Annotated in this window: 14 protein-coding genes; 8 read left to right on the forward strand and 6 right to left on the reverse strand. The window is 71.4% G+C overall.

Annotated features, from left to right (window positions below; genetic code table 11):
• Window positions 1-170: 170 nt before the first annotated feature.
• From ACTOQ3_RS15725 to ACTOQ3_RS15745, 5 genes are all read left to right on the forward strand, one after another.
• The gene (locus ACTOQ3_RS15725; RefSeq protein WP_440084111.1) at window positions 171-1,475 is read left to right on the forward strand and encodes a hypothetical protein; all 1,305 of its coding nucleotides are present in this window, start codon (window positions 171-173) and stop codon (window positions 1,473-1,475) included.
• Window positions 1,460-2,101, forward strand: coding sequence for a DUF4129 domain-containing protein (locus ACTOQ3_RS15730; RefSeq protein ID WP_440084112.1), 642 nt, complete (start codon window positions 1,460-1,462; stop codon window positions 2,099-2,101). Before ACTOQ3_RS15725 ends, ACTOQ3_RS15730 begins: the two co-directional genes overlap by 16 nt.
• Entirely contained in the window at window positions 2,098-3,351 is a 1,254-nt protein-coding gene (locus tag ACTOQ3_RS15735) for a DUF4350 domain-containing protein (RefSeq protein WP_440084113.1), read from the forward strand. The genes ACTOQ3_RS15730 and ACTOQ3_RS15735 overlap by 4 nt, the downstream gene beginning before the upstream one ends.
• A 74-nt stretch (window positions 3,352-3,425) precedes the next feature.
• On the forward strand, window positions 3,426-4,388 hold the full coding sequence (locus ACTOQ3_RS15740; RefSeq protein WP_440084211.1) for an AAA family ATPase: 963 nt from the start codon (window positions 3,426-3,428) through the stop codon (window positions 4,386-4,388).
• 2 nt (window positions 4,389-4,390) lie between these two features.
• Window positions 4,391-5,755, forward strand: coding sequence for a DUF58 domain-containing protein (locus tag ACTOQ3_RS15745; protein WP_440084114.1), 1,365 nt, complete (start codon window positions 4,391-4,393; stop codon window positions 5,753-5,755).
• A 107-nt stretch (window positions 5,756-5,862) separates the two neighbouring features.
• Here ACTOQ3_RS15745 and ACTOQ3_RS15750 read toward each other — a convergent pair whose 3' ends face one another.
• Window positions 5,863-6,858 carry a stage II sporulation protein M gene (locus tag ACTOQ3_RS15750; protein WP_440084115.1) on the reverse strand — a complete coding sequence of 332 codons (996 nt, stop codon included), beginning with the start codon at window positions 6,856-6,858 and terminating at the stop codon, window positions 5,863-5,865.
• Window positions 6,859-6,895: 37 nt separating this feature from the next.
• Between ACTOQ3_RS15750 and ACTOQ3_RS15755 the strand changes: the two genes are divergently transcribed.
• Window positions 6,896-8,014 carry an RDD family protein gene (locus tag ACTOQ3_RS15755; protein ID WP_440084116.1) on the forward strand — a complete coding sequence of 373 codons (1,119 nt, stop codon included), beginning with the start codon at window positions 6,896-6,898 and terminating at the stop codon, window positions 8,012-8,014.
• 187 nt (window positions 8,015-8,201) lie between these two features.
• On the opposite strand, the gene ACTOQ3_RS15760 is transcribed toward ACTOQ3_RS15755, so the two are convergent.
• Both ACTOQ3_RS15760 and ACTOQ3_RS15765 read right to left on the reverse strand, forming a co-directional pair.
• On the reverse strand, window positions 8,202-9,584 hold the full coding sequence (locus ACTOQ3_RS15760; protein ID WP_440084117.1) for an LVIVD repeat-containing protein: 1,383 nt from the start codon (window positions 9,582-9,584) through the stop codon (window positions 8,202-8,204).
• 278 nt (window positions 9,585-9,862) lie between these two features.
• Window positions 9,863-11,284, reverse strand: coding sequence for an LVIVD repeat-containing protein (locus ACTOQ3_RS15765; RefSeq protein ID WP_440084118.1), 1,422 nt, complete (start codon window positions 11,282-11,284; stop codon window positions 9,863-9,865).
• Between the two features lie 182 nt (window positions 11,285-11,466).
• Between ACTOQ3_RS15765 and ACTOQ3_RS15770 the strand changes: the two genes are divergently transcribed.
• A complete protein-coding gene (locus ACTOQ3_RS15770; protein WP_440084119.1) occupies window positions 11,467-12,096 on the forward strand; it encodes a DUF305 domain-containing protein in 630 nt (209 codons plus the stop codon).
• A gap of 149 nt (window positions 12,097-12,245) precedes the next feature.
• On the opposite strand, the gene ACTOQ3_RS15775 is transcribed toward ACTOQ3_RS15770, so the two are convergent.
• Window positions 12,246-13,487, reverse strand: coding sequence for an adenosylhomocysteinase (locus tag ACTOQ3_RS15775; RefSeq protein WP_440084120.1), 1,242 nt, complete (start codon window positions 13,485-13,487; stop codon window positions 12,246-12,248).
• A gap of 145 nt (window positions 13,488-13,632) precedes the next feature.
• A complete protein-coding gene (ahcY, locus tag ACTOQ3_RS15780) occupies window positions 13,633-15,060 on the reverse strand; it encodes an adenosylhomocysteinase (RefSeq protein ID WP_440084121.1) in 1,428 nt (475 codons plus the stop codon).
• Between the two features lie 221 nt (window positions 15,061-15,281).
• Between ahcY and ACTOQ3_RS15785 the strand changes: the two genes are divergently transcribed.
• Window positions 15,282-15,623, forward strand: a complete 342-nt coding sequence (locus tag ACTOQ3_RS15785) for a MerR family transcriptional regulator (RefSeq protein WP_440067461.1) — start codon at window positions 15,282-15,284, stop codon at window positions 15,621-15,623.
• Between the two features lie 195 nt (window positions 15,624-15,818).
• Here ACTOQ3_RS15785 and ACTOQ3_RS15790 read toward each other — a convergent pair whose 3' ends face one another.
• Entirely contained in the window at window positions 15,819-16,751 is a 933-nt protein-coding gene (locus tag ACTOQ3_RS15790; protein WP_440084122.1) for a cation diffusion facilitator family transporter, read from the reverse strand.
• Window positions 16,752-16,791 lie beyond the last annotated feature (40 nt).

The following is a 16,791-nucleotide window of genomic DNA, read 5'->3' on the forward strand; positions in this document are numbered from 1 at the left end:
CGGCCCCGGCGACTGCGGACGCCGGGCGGTGATGACCACGGTCACAGTCTGCGGTAAACCAAGGCGTCTCGGCCATCCCTCCGCCATCTCCGCCGCTCTCGGGAAGGATGAAACGTTCGCGTGATCGCCCGATCACCACGGATGGCGGGTCCACATGTCAGGATTGGGATATGTCAGACGGTCACGGCTCCACTCCCGGCGCTCCCGACACGCCCCCCGGCTGGGCGTCCAACCAACCTCCGCCGTACGGAAACGCCCCGGGATCGCCGTGGACCGCGCCCGGACCGGCGTCCGGCACTCCCCAGGGCCCGCCCCAGGGGTTCCCGCCGGGCCCTCCGCCGGGCCCCGGGCAGCCCTACGGCCAGGCGCCGTACCAGCAGCCGTACCAGCAGCCGTACCAGCAGGGCCCCTACGGCGCGAGCGCGCCGCCCCCCGCGATGCGCCCCGGCATCATCCCGCTGCGCCCGCTCGGCCTGGGCGACATCCTCGACGGCGCGATCAAGCTGATGCGCTCCAACCCCAAAAGCGTCCTGGGCCTGTCGGCGATCGCCGCCGCGCTGGGCGCGATCCCCCTGGCGGTCGGGCAGGCGATCATGCTCACCTCTCTCGCCCCGATCGTGGAGAACCCGGCGGCGGCCCCTCCCGAGGCGAGTTTCCTCACCCAGTACGGCGGCAGCCTGCTCTCCTTCGCGGTCCAGTTCGTCGCGGTGACGCTGCTGACCGGCGTGCTGACCCGCATCCTGGGCCGCGCGGTGTTCGGCGGCAAGATGACGGCCGGCGAGGCCTGGACGCTGACCCGCAACCGGGTGCCCACCCTGTTCGGGCTGGTCGTCGTCAACCTCGTGATCCTGCTCGTCCCGATGGCCCTGATCATCGGCCTGTTCCTCGCTCTCGGCGCGGCCGGGGCCGGGGTCTCCGCGGTGGCGGTCGTGGGCGTGGTGGCGCTGCTGGCCTACGTGGTCTACGCCTTCTTCGTCACCACCCGGCTGCTGCTCGCCCCGGCGGCCGCGGTGCTGGAGCGGCGCGGCGTCGTCGACTCCCTGCGCAGGTCCTGGCACCTGGTCTCGGGCGGCTTCTGGCGGACGCTCGGCATCATGATCCTCACCCAGATCATCGCCTTCCTGGTCGGCCAGGTGCTCGCCTTCCCCTTCGTCCTGGGCGGAAGTTTCTTCGCCATCCTCGGCGGGGGCTCCACCGGCGCGCAGATCGCCTCGGCGGTCCTCATCGCCGTGGGCGTCACCCTCGGCTCCATGATCACCTATCCCTTCCAGGCGGGGGTGAACGGCCTGCTCTACGCCGACCGGCGGATGCGCTCCGAGGCTTTCGACCTGGTGCTCCAGACCGCGGCGATCGAGCAGCGGCGGCAGGGATGGGTCCACGCGTCGGCCGACGACCTGTGGGATCCCTCCGTCACGCCCGGAGGCCCCACCCGGCACGGGTCCCCCGACCAGGGAGCCCCGTGGTCCCACTCCTGACGTCCCCGATCGACGTCGAGCGCGAAGAGGCGCGGCGCCAGGCGATCCAGGAGCTGCTCAGACCCGAGTACGCCAAGGAGTCCCTGGTCGACCGCCTCTGGCGGAGCGTCAACCAGTTCCTCGGCGACCTGCTCGACCAGGAGTCCCTGGGCGCCGCCGGCAGCGTGGCGGCGCGGGCGGCCCTCCTGGTGATCGTGATCGGGATCGTCGTCGCGCTGCTCCTGATCGCCCGCAGGACCGCCGGGGGCGGCGCCTCCCGCGCGGAGGGGATCTTCGGAGACCGCCGCCTCACCGCCGCCGAGCACCGCGAGGCCGCCGAGCGGCTGGCGGCGGAGAGCCGGTGGGCCGAGGCGGTCCGCGAGCGGCTCCGGGCCGTCGCCCGCGATCTGGAGGATCGCGTGATCATCGACTCCACGCCGGGCCGTACCGCCGGTGAGCTGGCCGTCGAGGCCGGTCGCGCGCTGCCCGCGCTCGCCGCCGAGCTGGCCTCCGCGGCCCGGGTGTTCGACGACGTGACCTACGGCGAGGTGCCCGGCACGCCCGAGGCGTACGGGATCATGCGCGACCTCGACGATCACCTGCGCGCGGCCCGCCCGGCGCCCGTCGTACGGGCGGACGCGCCATGAACCCCGCCGCGCCCGGACAGCGGGGATCCACCGCCCCCGAGGCCTCCGCCGAGGCCGTCCCCGGGACCTCCGGGCGGACCGGCTCGCGGGACTCCGCGACGACCTCCACCTCGCCGACCGCCGCCGGCCTCTGGCGCGGCGGCAGGGGCGCCCTCCTGGTGGCGCTCCTCGTGGTCGCCGTCGCCGTCGCCGGCGTGCTGCTCGGCGGCTCCGGCGGGCCGGGCAGCACCCTCGACCCCGCCGGCACCTCGCTGTCGGGAGGCAAGGGCCTGGCCAGGCTGCTGCAGGCGCGGGGCGTGCGGATCGAGCGGGTCACCTCGGTCTCCGAGGCCGCGGCGCTGGCCGGGCAGGCGGGTCCCGCGGGCAGCACCCTGCTGGTGAGCCCGGACTTCCCGCTCGACGAGGACGAGGCGGAACGCCTCGCCGCGCTGCCCTCGGACCTGCTGGTGGCGGGCGTGCGAACCCACCTGGACGTGCTCGCGCCGGGAGTGGTCCCGATGCGGGAGGCGCGGGCGCGCTCCCGCGAGCCCCGGTGCGGGCTGCCGGCCGCGGCGAGGGCGGGCAGCGCCTACGCCGGCGGCGTGGCCCTCACCCCGCCTCCCGGGTCGATCGGCTGCTACCCCGCGAACGGGGTGCCCACCCTGGTCTCCCACAGCGGCGCGGGCCGGACGGTCACCGTCGCGGGCGACGGGCAGTTCATGACCAACCTGCGGCTCGCCGAGGACGGCAACGCCGCGCTGGCGACGAACCTCGCCGGCGGGCGGCCCACCCTGATCTGGCTGACCGCCCCCGAGACCGCCTCCCCCGCGGGCGGCGGCGGCAAGGCGGGCTTCTACGACCTGGTCCCCGAGGGGGTCAAATGGGCCGTGGTACAGGTACTCGTCGCGGTGCTGCTGCTGGCACTCTGGCGGGGCCGCAGGCTCGGCCCCGTGGTGGCCGAGCGGCTGCCCGTCGTCGTGCGGGCGGCCGAGACCGTCGAGGGACGTGCCAGGCTCTACCGCGCGCGGCGGGCCCGCGACCGGGCCGCCGCGGCGTTGCGGGCGGGCTTCGCCGACCGGGTCACCCCCCGCCTCGGGCTGCCCTCGGGGACGGGACCCGACGCGCTGGTGAACGCGATCGCCGAGCGGACCGGCCAGGCGGCGTCGCACGTGGGCGCCGCCCTGTACGGACCGCCGCCGGTCGACGAGGCGGGGCTGGTAGCCCTGGCCGAATACATGGACATCGTGGAAAGGCAGGTCGGAAAGTCGTGACCACACCACCGGGGAACGGCGGTCCCGCCGAGGCGACCTCCGTCGTCAGGACCGCGCCCGGCGCATCCGCCGTACTGCCCGCCGCGCAGGGCGCGGACCGCGCCAGGGAGGCGCTGGGAGCCCTGCGCGCCGAGGTCTCCAAGGCGGTCGTCGGCCAGGACGCCGTGGTCACCGGGCTGGTGATCGCGCTGCTCTGCCGGGGACACGTGCTGCTCGAGGGCGTGCCCGGCGTCGCCAAGACCCTGCTCGTCAGGACGCTGGCGGCGGCTCTCTCCCTCGATTTCAAGCGGGTGCAGTTCACCCCCGACCTCATGCCGGGCGACATCACCGGCTCGCTGGTCTACGACGCGAAGACGTCGGAGTTCGAGTTCCGCGAGGGGCCGGTCTTCACCAACCTCCTGCTCGCCGACGAGATCAACCGCACGCCCCCGAAGACGCAGGCCGCGCTGCTGGAGGCGATGGAGGAGCGCCAGGTCAGCGTGGAGGGGTCGGCGCGCGGGCTGCCCGACCCGTTCATCGTGGCCGCCACCCAGAACCCCGTCGAGTACGAGGGCACCTACCAGCTGCCCGAGGCGCAGCTCGACCGGTTCCTGCTCAAGCTGACCGTCCCGCTGCCGCCCCGCGACCAGGAGATCGCGGTGCTGGAGCGGCACGCGCTCGGCTTCGACCCGCGAGACCTGTCGTACGTCAAGGCCGTGGCCACCGCCGCCGACCTCGCCGCGGGACGCTCGGCGGTCGGCCAGGTGCACGTGGGCCCCGAGGTGCTCGGCTACATCGTGGACATCGCCAGGGCCACCCGCCAGTCGCCCTCGCTCCAGCTCGGCGTCTCCCCGCGCGGCGCCACCGCGCTGCTGGCCGGGGCGCGGGCCTGGGCGTGGCTGTCCGGCCGCGCCTACGTGACGCCCGACGACGTCAAGGCGCTGGCCAGGCCCGCGATGCGGCACCGGATCCAGATACGTCCCGAGGCCGAGCTGGAGGGCGCGACCGCCGACGGCCTCATCGACGCCGTCCTCGCCTCCGTCCCCGTCCCCCGCTGACCATGGCGCTGACGGGACGGGCCGCGCTGCTGGCACTGCTGGGCACCCTGGCCGTGCTGCTCGCCCCCCGGCCGGGGCCGGCCGTGGCCGGGGTGGCACTGCTGATCGTGGCGCTGGTCGTGGTCGACCTGCTGCTGGCCGGGAGCGTGCGCCCGCTGCGCTTCACCCGCTCGGGCGAGCGGCTGGTACGGCTCGGCGAGTCGGTCGCGGTCGAGCTGATCGTGGAGAACCCCGGCCCCCGCCGGGCGCGCGGCGTGCTCAGGGACGCCTGGCCGCCGTCCGCCGGCGCCACGCCCCGGCACCTGCCGCTGGACGTGCCCCCGGGCGAGCGCCGCCGGCTGGTCACGACGCTCACTCCCACCCGCAGGGGCGACCGCGAGGCGGTCACGGTGACGGTGCGGTCACTAGGCCCGCTGGGCGTGGCGGCCCGCCAGGGCTCGCACCGGGTGCCCTGGTCGGTCCGGGTGCTGCCGCCCTTCCTCAGCCGCAAGCACCTGCCCGCCAAGCTGTCCAGACTCAGGGAGCTGGAGGGCCGGCACCCGTCGATGATCCGGGGGCAGGGCACCGAGTTCGACTCGCTGCGGGAGTACGTGGTGGGTGACGACGTCCGCTCGATCGACTGGCGGGCCACCGCGCGCCGCAACGACGTCGTGGTCCGCACCTGGCGGCCCGAGCGCGACCGCCGGGTGCTGATCGTGCTCGACACCGGGCGCACCTCGGCCGGCCGGGTGGGCACCGCCCCGATCCCGCTGGCCGGCGAGGTGCCGGGGACCGCCGGGCGCGGGCGGTCGCGGGTCGTGCCAGGCTGGCCCCGCCTGGACTGGTCGATGGACGCGGCGCTGCTGCTGGCCGCCCTGGCCTCCCGCGCGGGCGACCGGGTCGACTTCATGGCCCACGACCGGGGGGTGCGCGCCTGGGTGTCCGGCACCGGCCGCACGGAGCTGCTGTCGTCGCTGGTCAACACCATGGCCCCGATCGAGGCCGAGCTGGTCGAGGCCGACTCCGCGGGGATGGTCGCGGCCGTCATGTCGCGGGCCAGGCGGCGCTGCCTGGTCGTCGTGCTGACCGACCTCAACCCGGCGGCGCTGGAGGAGGGCCTTCTGCCGGTCCTGCCTCGCCTCTCCTCGCGGCACCTGGTGCTCCTGGCCGCCGTCTCCGACCCGCAGGTGGCCGAGATGGCCGCCGGGCGCGGCACCTCCGAGCTGGTCTACGGCGCGGCGGCGGCCGAGCACCTGAGCGCGGGACGGCGCAGGATCACCGCCCTGCTGCGCCGCCAGGGCGTGGAGGTCGTGGACACCGCCCCCGAGCAGATCGCCCCGGCCCTGGCCGACGCCTACCTGGCGCTGAAGGCGGCCGGGCGGCTCTGAGCCGCGTGGCGCTCAGCCGTCGTGGGGAGTGACCGTGTGACTCTGAGCCGCGTGGCGCTCGGCCGGCCGACGCCGGGCACGGCCGGGCGGCTGTGAGGTGGGGGTGCTCAGCCGGCGCTGGGGGCCAGGTCGGGGGCGCGCTCCACGTCGCCGCTCTCGCCCGCGGCCACGGCCCGGCGGCCGAAGAAGATCACGTAGGCGAGGAAGGCGGCCTCCGCGACCACCCCGATGCCGATTCGCGCCCAGGTGGGCAGCCCCGAGGGGGTGACGAGGCCCTCGATGAGCCCCGAGACGAGCAGCACCACGACCAGACCGAGGGCCACGCTCATCACGGCCCTGCCCTGCTCGGCCAGGGCCTCGGCACGCCTGCGCGGGCCGGGGTCGACGACCGTCCAGCCGAGGCGCATGCCGACGGCCGCGGCTAGGAACACCGCGGTGAGCTCCAGCAGGCCGTGCGGGGTGATCAGCCCGAAGAAGATGTCGAGCTTGCCGCGCGAGGCCATCAGCCCGGCGGAGACGGCCACGTTGAGCGCGTTCTCCCACAGGACGTACGGGATCGGCAGGCCCAGAAAGATCGACATGATGATGACCTGCATCGAGACCCAGGCGTTGTTGACCCAGACCTGCCCGGCGAAGGAGGTCGCCGGGTTCTCCGAGTAGTAGTCGGCGAAGTCGTGTTCGACGAGCTGGGTGATCTCCTCGGGGGTGGCGATCGCCCCTTGGACGTCGGGGTTCTGCCCCACCCAGACGGCGACGACCGTGGAGACCAGCAGGAATGCGACGCTCGTGGCCAGCCACCACCAGCGGGCCCGGTAGGCGACCACCGGGAAGGAGACCGTGAAGAAGCGGACGAACTCCCGCCAGGCCGGGGTGTGCGCCCCGGTCACGGCGGAGCGGGCGCGGGCGACGAGCGCCGACAGGCGGCCCACCAGGATCGGGTCGGCGGAGGCCGATCGGACGAGGGAGAGGTGCGTGGCGACCCGCTGGTAGAGGTCGACCAGCTCGTCGACCTCGGCGCCGTCCAGCGAGCCGCGCCGCCGGACCAGGTCCTCGAGACGGTCCCAGGCGGGCCGGTGCGCGGTGACGAAGGCGTCGATGTCCACGCGGGCAGCCTATCCAGTCGAAGGTAGGGTGCTGATTGTGTCCGATGTCGTAACCGGCGAGGCCGTCGTCGTCGAGGTCCGTGTCGCCCAGCTTCCGAGCAGGGCCGCGGCGCTGCTGATCGACATGACGGTCCAGGTCGTGACGCTGTTCGGCGCCTCCCTGCTGGTCGGCAGCCTGGGATTCCTGAACGATTCGGCGCTGACGACGATGGTCTACATCGTGCTCACCGTGCTCGTGGTCGTCGGCTACCCGGTGATCTTCGAGACGCTCACGCGCGGGCGCAGCCTGGGCAAGCTCGCGTTGGGGCTCCGGGTCGTCAGCGACGACGGCGGCCCCGAGCGGTTCCGGCAGGCCCTGTTCCGCGGGCTGGCGGGGGTCCTGGAGTTCTGGATGCTCAGCGGCGCCCCCGCGCTGATCAGCTCGCTGATCTCGGAGAAGGGCAAGCGGCTCGGCGACGTCTTCTCCGGCACCATGGTGATCTCCGAACGCGTCCCGCGGCAGTACGGGCCGCCGCTGGACATGCCGCCACCACTCGCACCGTGGGCGGCGACGCTGGAGCTGTCACGGCTGCCCGAGCAGGTCGCGGCCACCGCGAGACAGTACCTCATGCGCTGGCACGACCTGGCCCCCGCCGTCCAGCACGAGATGGGCGTGCGCATCGCCACCGAGATGTCGGCCTTCGTGTCCCCGCCCGCCCCGCCCGGCGTGCCGCCGTTCGCCTACCTGACCGCCGTGCTGGCCGAGCGCCGCCGCCGCGAGCAGGCGCGTCTGGCCCAGCAGTGGCACGACCGGCAGCGGCCCGGCGAGCAGGGGTCCGGTCAGCGGTGGTCCGGCCACGGCGCGCCGCCGCCCCACCGGGCTCACCCGCCGTCCCTCCAGCCCTACCCGGCCGTGCCGCCCCCGCCGTACGCGCCTCCGGGGAACGGGGACGGGCCGTACGCGCCCCCGGGGGCCCCGGGGAACGGGGACGGGCCGTACGCGCCTCCCGGGTCGGTGCCCCGGCCTCAGGCCCGGCCCGACCACCTGCCGCCGCAACCGCGGATCCCGCTGCCTCCCCCGGTGGACCCGCCGCACCCGGCGCCCCCGCCGCCCGCGGCCGGGCCCTCCACGCGGGAGCCCGGCCCCACACCCGGCGGATTCGTCCCTCCCGCCTGACCTCTTCCGTCGGATCCCCCGCCGTCGCGCCGCCGTACGGGCGTGACGGCGGGGGCGACGGCGGGGGCGACGGCGGGGGAACGCGAAGAGGGACGGCGGGAAGACCCGCCGTCCCTCTCCTCATGAGACCCGCGAACCCGCTACGGGTGTCTCATCGGTGCCGCTCGCCCTCGCGGGCGACCGCGCGTCAGTGACCGTGACCGTAGGAGGCCTGGGTCTGCACGTTCAGCCGGTCCAGGCGGACGCTCCTGGCCGGGTCGGTGCGGCGGTCGTCGATCTTGAGAACGTCCAGTCCCCTGCGGAAGTCGCTGGCGTAGACGTAGCCGTTGTAGTAGTACGCGGACCAGATGCCGCCGCCTCCGCCGTCGGGCTCGGGGCCGCGCTCGAAGAAGCCGAACTCCTGCGGCTTGGTGGAGTCGGTGAAGTCCACGAAGGAGACGCCGCCCTGGTACCAGGCCTGGACCATGATGTCCTTGCCCTTGACCGGGATCAGCGAGCCGTTGTGCGCGACGCAGTTCTCGGTGTCGGCCTGGTGGCGAGCGATCTTGAAGTAGCTCTTGAAGACCAGCTCGCCGCGGACGATGTCGTAGTAGGCGTTGGCGCCGCGGTTCGGGCCGATCACCTCGTTGCAGGTGGCCTGGCCGCCGCCGCCGAGCTCGTCGGTGAAGATGACCTTGGTGCCCTTGTTGTTGAACGTCGCCGAGTGCCAGAACGCGAAGTTCGGGTCGGTGACCCGCGCGGTGATCACCGGGTTCTCCCGGTCGGAGATGTCGAACAGGACGCCGTCACCCATGCAGGCTCCGGCCGCGATGTCCTTCTCCGCGTAGACGGTGATGTCGTGGCAACCGCTGGTCGGCAGCAGCAGGCCCGGCTGCGTCTCGTTGCCGCCGTCGGGGAAGATGACCGGCGTCTTGACCACGGCCGCGGCGGTCGGGTTGCGCAGCGGCACCTTGATGACCGAGATCTTGTCGTGCGGCGGCTGGCAGTCGGGGAACGTGGCGTTCGGGTTGTAGGAGGAGACGTAGAGGTAGACGTTACGCCGGTCCCTGGACTTGCCGGGAACGAGTGTCAGGGTGTGGGAACCGCAGTTGGTCTCGACCGACTTGATGTACTTGGGGTTCTTCTTGTCGCTGATGTCGAAGATCCGAACCCCTTCCCACGACTCCTTGACGCTGGCCGGCTGGCCGAGGCTGTTGCAGGAGTCGTCGCTGCGGGAGTTGTCGACCGCGGCGAACAGCAGGTCGCCGTGGACCGACACGTCCATCTGGGAGCCCGGGCACAGGACGCCGCTGACGAGCTTGGCGCGCCTCGGGTTCCTGATGTCGTAGATCGAGAAACCGCCGTAGTTGCCGACGTAGGCGTAGTCGCCCTGGAAGGCGATGTCGCTGTTGGTGGTGGCCTCAAGGCCGGGGAGCTTGGGCAGGGTGCCCACGTGCGTCACGTTGGGGCTGGTGACGATCTCACCGGGCGGGGGAATGTCGGCGGCCTGGGCCGAGACCGTGGACATCAGCATCGCGGCGGCCGTCGCCGCCACTACCAACGCCCGGACGGTCCTTCGGGGAGCGAACACTCGGGTGCCTCCTTGGAGCGGACATAAGGCATGCATAAATTAGCAAATCGCCCCTCCTGACAGCCGGATCGACGCAGCGCGACTTTGTCACAATAAAATATGAGGTGAACTCTTTACTGAAGCCCGAGAAAAGTTTACGGTCTATGCCCCTCCTGTAGCTTTTGGGCTTTCCTGATACGCAGGACGGCCACCGGGCGCTCGCCGAGCGCCCGGTGGCCGTCACCGGGTGGTGGCCCTGGCCGTCGTCAGAGGTCGATGGCCGTGACCGCCCTCAGATGTCAGTGACCGTGGCCGTGGCCACCGCGGTAGGACGCCTGGGTCTGCGCGTTCAGGATGTCGAACTTGACCCTCTCCGCCTTGTCCGTACGCCGGTCGTGGATCTTCAGGACGTCAAGGCCGAGGTTGAAGTCGCTGCCGTAGATGTGGCCGTTGTAGTAGTACGCGGACCAGAAGCCGCCGCTGAGCGGGGGGGCGGTGTTGTCGGGGCCGCGCTCGAAGAACGCGATCTCCTGCGGGTTGGCCGAGTCGGTGAAGTCGACGACCGAGATGCCGCCCTGGTACCAGGCCTGGACCATGATGTCCTTGCCCTTGACCGGGATCAGCGAGCCGTTGTGCGCGACGCAGTTCTCGGTGTCGGCCTGGTGGCGGGCGATCTTGAAGTAGCTCTTGAAGGTGAGCTGGCCGCCCTCGATGTCGTAGTAGGCGTTGGCGCCGCGGTTCGGGCCGATCGCCTCGTTGCAGGTGGCCTGGGTGCCGCCGCCGAGCTCGTCGGTGAAGATGACCTTGGTGCCCTCGTTGTTGAACGTCGCCGAGTGCCAGAACGCGAAGTTCTGGTCGTCGCGGACCGTGGTGGTCACCTTCGGCTCGAGCGGGTTGGAGATGTCCATCAGGACGCCCTCGCCCATGCAGGCGCCGGCGGCGATGTTCTTCTCCGGGTACGCGGTGATGTCGTGGCAGCCGCTCGTGGCCGAGGTGCGCTCGGGGTAGGGCAGGGTCTCACCCGGGTTGCCGCCGTCGGGGAACAGGACCGGGGTGGCGACGACCGAGGCGGACGCCGGGTCGCGCAGCGGCACCTTGATGATCGAGATCTTGTCGTGCGGCGGCTGGCAGTCGGGGAACGTGGCGTTCGGGTTGTAGGAGGAGACGTACACGTAGACGTTCTTGCGGTCCCTCCCCTTGCCCGGGACGAGCGTCAGGGTGTGCGAGCCGCAGTTGGTCTCGACGGCCTTGATGTACTTGGGGTTCTTCTTGTCGCTGATGTCGAAGATCCTGATGCCCTCCCACGACTCCTTGGTCGCCGCGCTCTGGCCGACGCTGCTGCAGGAGTCGTTGTTGCGAGAGGAGTCGACCGCGCCGAAGAGCAGGTCGCCGTAGACCGACACGTCCATCTGCCCGCCGGGGCAGACCACCGAGCTGACCAGCGAGGTCTTGCTCGGCTTCCTGATGTCGTAGATCGAGAAACCGGTGTAGTTGCCGACGTAGGCGTAGTCACCCTGGAACGCCATGTCGGTGTTGATGTCCGTCAGCGGACCGGGCTTGGGCACGTTCAGGACATGCTCGATGTTCGCGCTCTTGGCGATCTCGCCGGGAGCCGGGATATCGGCGGCCTGCGCGGGGAAGGCAGCAAGCGCCGTCGCGACGGCAACCCCGGCCACAAACAGGAAGCGGCCGGTCAGGCCCTTCCCGAGGGGGGTGGACACTCGTGAACCTCCTTGACACATGCACCCAAATAAAAGGTGCATAAATGCTTAAATGGTTCATGGTGTACGGTCATCCGGCAAGCCGTCACAGTGTCAGCAACTGTTACCGGTGTGCGGTCTTTACGGGCCGGCCCCGCAGGGGTTACGGTCTTTCGTCACTGGACAATCACGAAGGAGGCCGGGTGCGCGTCGCGCTCATCGTCGTGCTCGCCGCCCTGTCCCTCAGCGCGTGCGCCTCCGAGCCCGAGCCGGCCCCGTCCCCTCAGGCGTCGGCGCCGATCATCGTTCCCGGCAGGCCTGGTGAGGTCGCCAGGACCGTCGGCCCGAGCGAGGCCGCCACGCTCGTGCCCACGCCCACCCCCAACGCCGCCGACGTGACGTACGTCCAGAAGATGGTCGTCCACCATCGCCAGGCCCTCGACATGGCCTCCCTGGCCCCGACCCGGGGCGAGCACGTCAGGCTGAAGAGCCTCGCCTCGCGCATCAAGGACTCGCAGGGGCCGGAGATCCAGTTCATGATCTCCTGGCTCCAGCAGCAGGGCCTGCGGGCCCCCGAGCACCACGCCGAGCACGACGCCATGCCCGGCATGGCCTCGCCCGAGCAGATGGAGGCGCTCAAGGCCGCCTCGGGCAAGGACTTCGACCGGCTCTTCATCCAGCTCATGACCGCGCACCACCAGGGCGCGCTCAAGATGTCCGAGCAGGTCCTGATCTCCGGCTCGCACCAGCGGATCGAGGAACTGGCCAACGACGTCTCGGCCGGCCAGAGCGCCGAGATCCGCAGGATGCAGGAGATGCTGGCCGAGCTCTGACGACGGCGGGCGTGACGGCGGGCTCGGACGGCGAAGGCCCTCACCACGAGACCCCGACGACGGCGGGCGTGACGGAGGCCCGTGACGACGCCCGAGAGCGTGACGCGAGGCTCAGGCGGCGAGGCCCGTGACGACGCCGGAGGGCGTGACTACGAGCCGAGCCGCCAGGAGTGGAGATACTCCTCCTGCTCGGGGGTGAGCTCGTCCATCTCGATCCCGGCCGCGGCCAGCTTGAGCCGCGCCACCTCCACGTCGACCTCCCCCGGCACGTCGTAGACCCCCGGCTCCAGCCGCGCCCGCTCGCGGACCAGCCACGCCACCGAGAGCACCTGCGCGGAGAAGGACATGTCCATGACGGCGGCCGGATGCCCCTCGGCGGCGGTCAGGTTCACCAGGCGGCCCTCGGCGAGCAGCAGGAGCCTGCGGCCGTCGGCGAGGACGTACTCGTCGGTGTTGGGGCGCACCCCCCGATGGACGGCGTGCGCCAGGTCGTCCAGGGCGCGGACGTCGATCTCGACGTCGAAGTGCCCGGCGTTGGCGAGGATCGCGCCGTCCTTCATCTCCGCCAGGTGCTCGCCCCTGATCACGTCACGGTTGCCGGTGACCGTGACGAACACGTCCCCGGCACGGGCCGCCGCCGCCATCGACCGTACGTCGTAGCCCTGCAGCGAGGCGTCCAGCGCCTTGACGGGGTCGATCTCGGTCACCACGACCCGCGCCCCCAGGCCCCTGGCCCGCTCGGCGACGCCCCGGCCGCAGTAGCCGAATCCGGCGACCACCACGGTCTTGCCCGCGAGCAGGGTGTTCGTGGCGCGCATGATCCCGTCCATGGTCGACTGGCCGGTGCCGTAGCGGTTGTCGAACATCCGCTTGGTCCGCGTGTCGTTGACCGCCACCACGGGGAACCTGAGCGCCTTCTCCGCGGCCATCTGGCGGAGCCTGATGATCCCGGTGGTGGTCTCCTCACACCCGCCGGAGACCGTCTCCAGCAACTCGGTCCGCTCCGTGTGCAGGATGTTGACGAGATCGCAGCCGTCGTCCAGGACGATGTCCGGGACGATGTCGAGCGCCTGGTGGATGTGGCGGTAGTAGGCGTCCATGGTCACCCCGGCCTGCGCGTGCACGACGACGCCGTAGTCACGGAGCGCCTCGGCGACGTCGTCCTGGGTGGACAGGGGGTTCGACGCGGCCAGGGCGATCTCGGCCCCGCCCGCCTTGAGGGTGCCCATGAGCACGGCGGTCTCGGCGGTGACGTGCAGGCACGCGGCGATCCGCAGTCCCTCGAAGGGCCGCTCGGCGGCGAACCGCTCACCGAGGGCGGTGAGCACCGGCATCGCCCGCGCCGCCCACCCGATCCTCAGCTCCCCCTCGGCCACCAGAGCGCCGTCCACGTCTCTCCCCAGATTGCCGGAACCTCAGATTGCCGGAATCCCGGATCATCCGAAACCCGAAACCTCGAATTCCGGAACCCGAAACCCCGGATCGCCCGAAGGCCCCCGCGAAGCCGCGGGGGCCGGTGGAACTCGACCGAAGGGGTCAGTAACGGTAGTGGTCGGACTTGTAGGGACCCTCGACGTCCACGCCGATGTACTCGGCCTGGGCCTTGGTGAGCGTGGTGAGCTTCACGCCAAGGGCGTCGAGGTGGAGGCGCGCGACCTTCTCGTCCAGGTGCTTGGGCAGCACGTAGACGCCGACCGGGTAGTCGTCGGTCTTGGTGAACAGCTCGATCTGCGCGATCACCTGGTTGGTGAAGGAGTTGGACATGACGAACGAGGGGTGGCCGGTGGCGCAGCCCAGGTTCATCAGGCGGCCCTCGGCGAGCACGATGATCTGCTTGCCGTCGGGGAAGCGCCAGGTGTGGACCTGCGGCTTGATCTCGGTCTTCTCGATGCCCGGAATCCGCGCCAGGCCGGTCATGTCGATCTCGTTGTCGAAGTGACCGATGTTGGACACGATCGCGTTGTGCTTCATCTGGGCCATGTGGTCGGCCGTGATGATGTTGAAGTTGCCGGTCGTCGTGACGAAGATGTCGGCGATGCCGACGACCTCCTCCAGGGTGGTGACCTGGAAGCCGTCCATGGCGGCCTGGAGCGCGCAGATCGGGTCGATCTCGGTGACGATGACGCGGGCGCCCTGGCCCTTGAGCGCCTCGGCGCAGCCCTTGCCGACGTCGCCGTATCCGGCGACGACCGCGACCTTGCCGCCGATCAGCACGTCGGTGGCGCGGTTGAGGCCGTCGATCACCGAGTGGCGGCAGCCGTACTTGTTGTCGAACTTCGACTTGGTCACCGAGTCGTTGACGTTGATCGCCGGGAAGAGCAGCGTGCCGGTCTTGAACATCTCGTACAGGCGGTGCACGCCGGTGGTGGTCTCCTCGGTGACGCCCTTGATGCGCGAGGCGACCTGGGTCCAGCGGCCCTCGTCGGTGACCGTGCGGCGGAGCAGGTCGAGGACGACGCCCCACTCCTCGGGGTCGTTCTCGCCCGCGCTGGGCACGGCGCCGGCCTTCTCGTACTCGCTGCCCTTGTGGACGAGCATGGTGGCGTCGCCGCCGTCGTCGAGGATCATGTTGGGGCCGTCGTTACCGGGCCACGTCAGGGCCTGCTCGGTGCACCACCAGTACTCCTCCAGGGTCTCGCCCTTCCAGGCGAAGACCGGGACACCCTGGGGGTTCTCCGGGGTGCCCTCCGGGCCGACGACCACGGCGGCGGCGGCGTGGTCCTGGGTGGAGAAGATGTTGCAGCTCACCCAGCGAACCTCCGCGCCGAGCGCGACCAGGGTCTCGATGAGCACGGCGGTCTGGATGGTCATGTGCAGCGAGCCCATGATCTTCGCACCGGCCAGCGGCTGGGCCGCGGCGTACTCCTCGCGGATGGCCATCAGGCCCGGCATCTCGTGCTCGGCGAGCTGGATCTCCTTGCGCCCGAAGGCCGCAAGAGAAAGGTCGGCGACCTTGAAGTCCATGTGTGGTTACCCCTCTGGTTGATGGCGGCGTTCGCCTCACACCCTCGCCCGTCGCGCTCGTATCGCGATCGTGCTTCGTTCCGGGGCCGGGCTCGCCGTTCCATCGGAACAGTCGACGCCTGCGAGTTTAGGCGGCTGAAGCACCTCCGCGCACCTTCTGAACGGGTAACCTGACACAAGAATGTAAGGTTTCCCGCAAAATCGCTGGAAAGAGGTCACCGATGCGGATCACCGAGGCCGCCGGCAGGCTGGGCATGTCCCCCCGGATGCTTCGCTACCGCGAGGCGCTCGGGCTGCTCCCCCCGGTCAGGAACCAGGGCGCGCACCGGCGGTTCGGCCCCGACGAGCTCTCGGCCGTCGCCCAGAGCCTCGAGCTGGAGAAGCGGTTCGACATCTCCCCCGCCGAGCTGGCCTTCGCGCTGCGGGCGCTGAGCGAGCCCGCGGTCGCGCAGGCCGTACGGGACCTGGGGCTGCGGATCGGCCGCCTGCAGGCACCCCGCAGGGCACTGGACTTCGAGAAGGAGAAGGCGCTGCGCCTGCTCCAACGTCGTTCCCAGGGCTGACGCCCCGGGCCGGCGACCCCGCCCTCACGGTGCGCCCGGCCCGCCGCGGACACCGCGCCCCGGGAGAACCCGGCCACCCCGCGGTCCGGGAAAACGGAGGACCCCGGCGGCGTGCGCCGGGGTCCCGGGTCCGGGCCTGGATCCGCACCGTGGGGTACGGCCGTCGGGGCCCTACACGTGATCGATCACGTCCGGTCAGACGACGGGGCCGTTGACGCTGCTCCTGTCGAGGTCGGGCTCCAGGTAGATGACGCGGGCCTCCGGGACGGCCGCGCGAATGCGCTGCTCGGCCTCGTCGATGCCGCGGGCCACGTCGGCGGCCGTGTCGTCGTGGTCCACCGCGATCTTGGCGGCGACCAGGATCTCCTCGGGCCCCAGGTGGAGCGTGCGCATGTGGATGATCCGGGTGACCTCGGACGCGCTCTCCAGGGCGTCCGCGATACGGGTCTCGACCTCGGGCCCGGCGCCCTCGCCGAGCAGCAGCGACTTGGTCTCGATCGCCAGGATGATCGCGATGATCGCGAGCAGGACACCGATCATGATGGTGCCGATGCCGTCCCAGACGGGGTCGCCGGTCACCACGGCCATGGTCACGCCGAAGAGCGCGAAGATCAGGCCGAGCAGCGCGCCCAGGTCCTCAAGGACGATGACCGGCAGCTCGGGCGACTTGGAGCGGCGAATGAACTGCACCCACGACTGGTTGCCCCGGACGTGGTTGGACTCGATGATCGCCGTCCGGAACGAGAACGACTCGGCGATGATCGCGAAGATCAGCACGCCGAAGGCCCACTGGGGGGACTCCAGCGGCTCGTGGGCGGAGAGCTTGTGGATGCCCTCGTAGAGGGAGAACACCGCGCCGATGGTGAACAGCACCACCGCCACCACGAACGCGTAGAAGTAGCGCTCCCGGCCGTACCCGAAGGGGTGCTGGGGCGTGCGCGCCCGCTGGGCGCGCTTGCCGCCCAGGAGCAGCAGCGCCTGGTTGCCCGAGTCGGCCACCGAGTGGACCGACTCGGCGATCATCGATGACGAACCCGTGAAGAGAAACGCCACGAATTTGGCCACGGCGATCGCCAGGTTGGCCGCCAACGCCGCGATGATTGCCTTAGTACCGCCGCCCGCGCTCACGGCAGCCTCCGCTCAGCTCGTTAGTCAGGAAAGACGAGAC

The sequence above is a fragment of the Streptosporangium sp. LJ11 genome, assembly GCF_051918945.1.
GTDB lineage: Bacteria > Actinomycetota > Actinomycetes > Streptosporangiales > Streptosporangiaceae > Streptosporangium.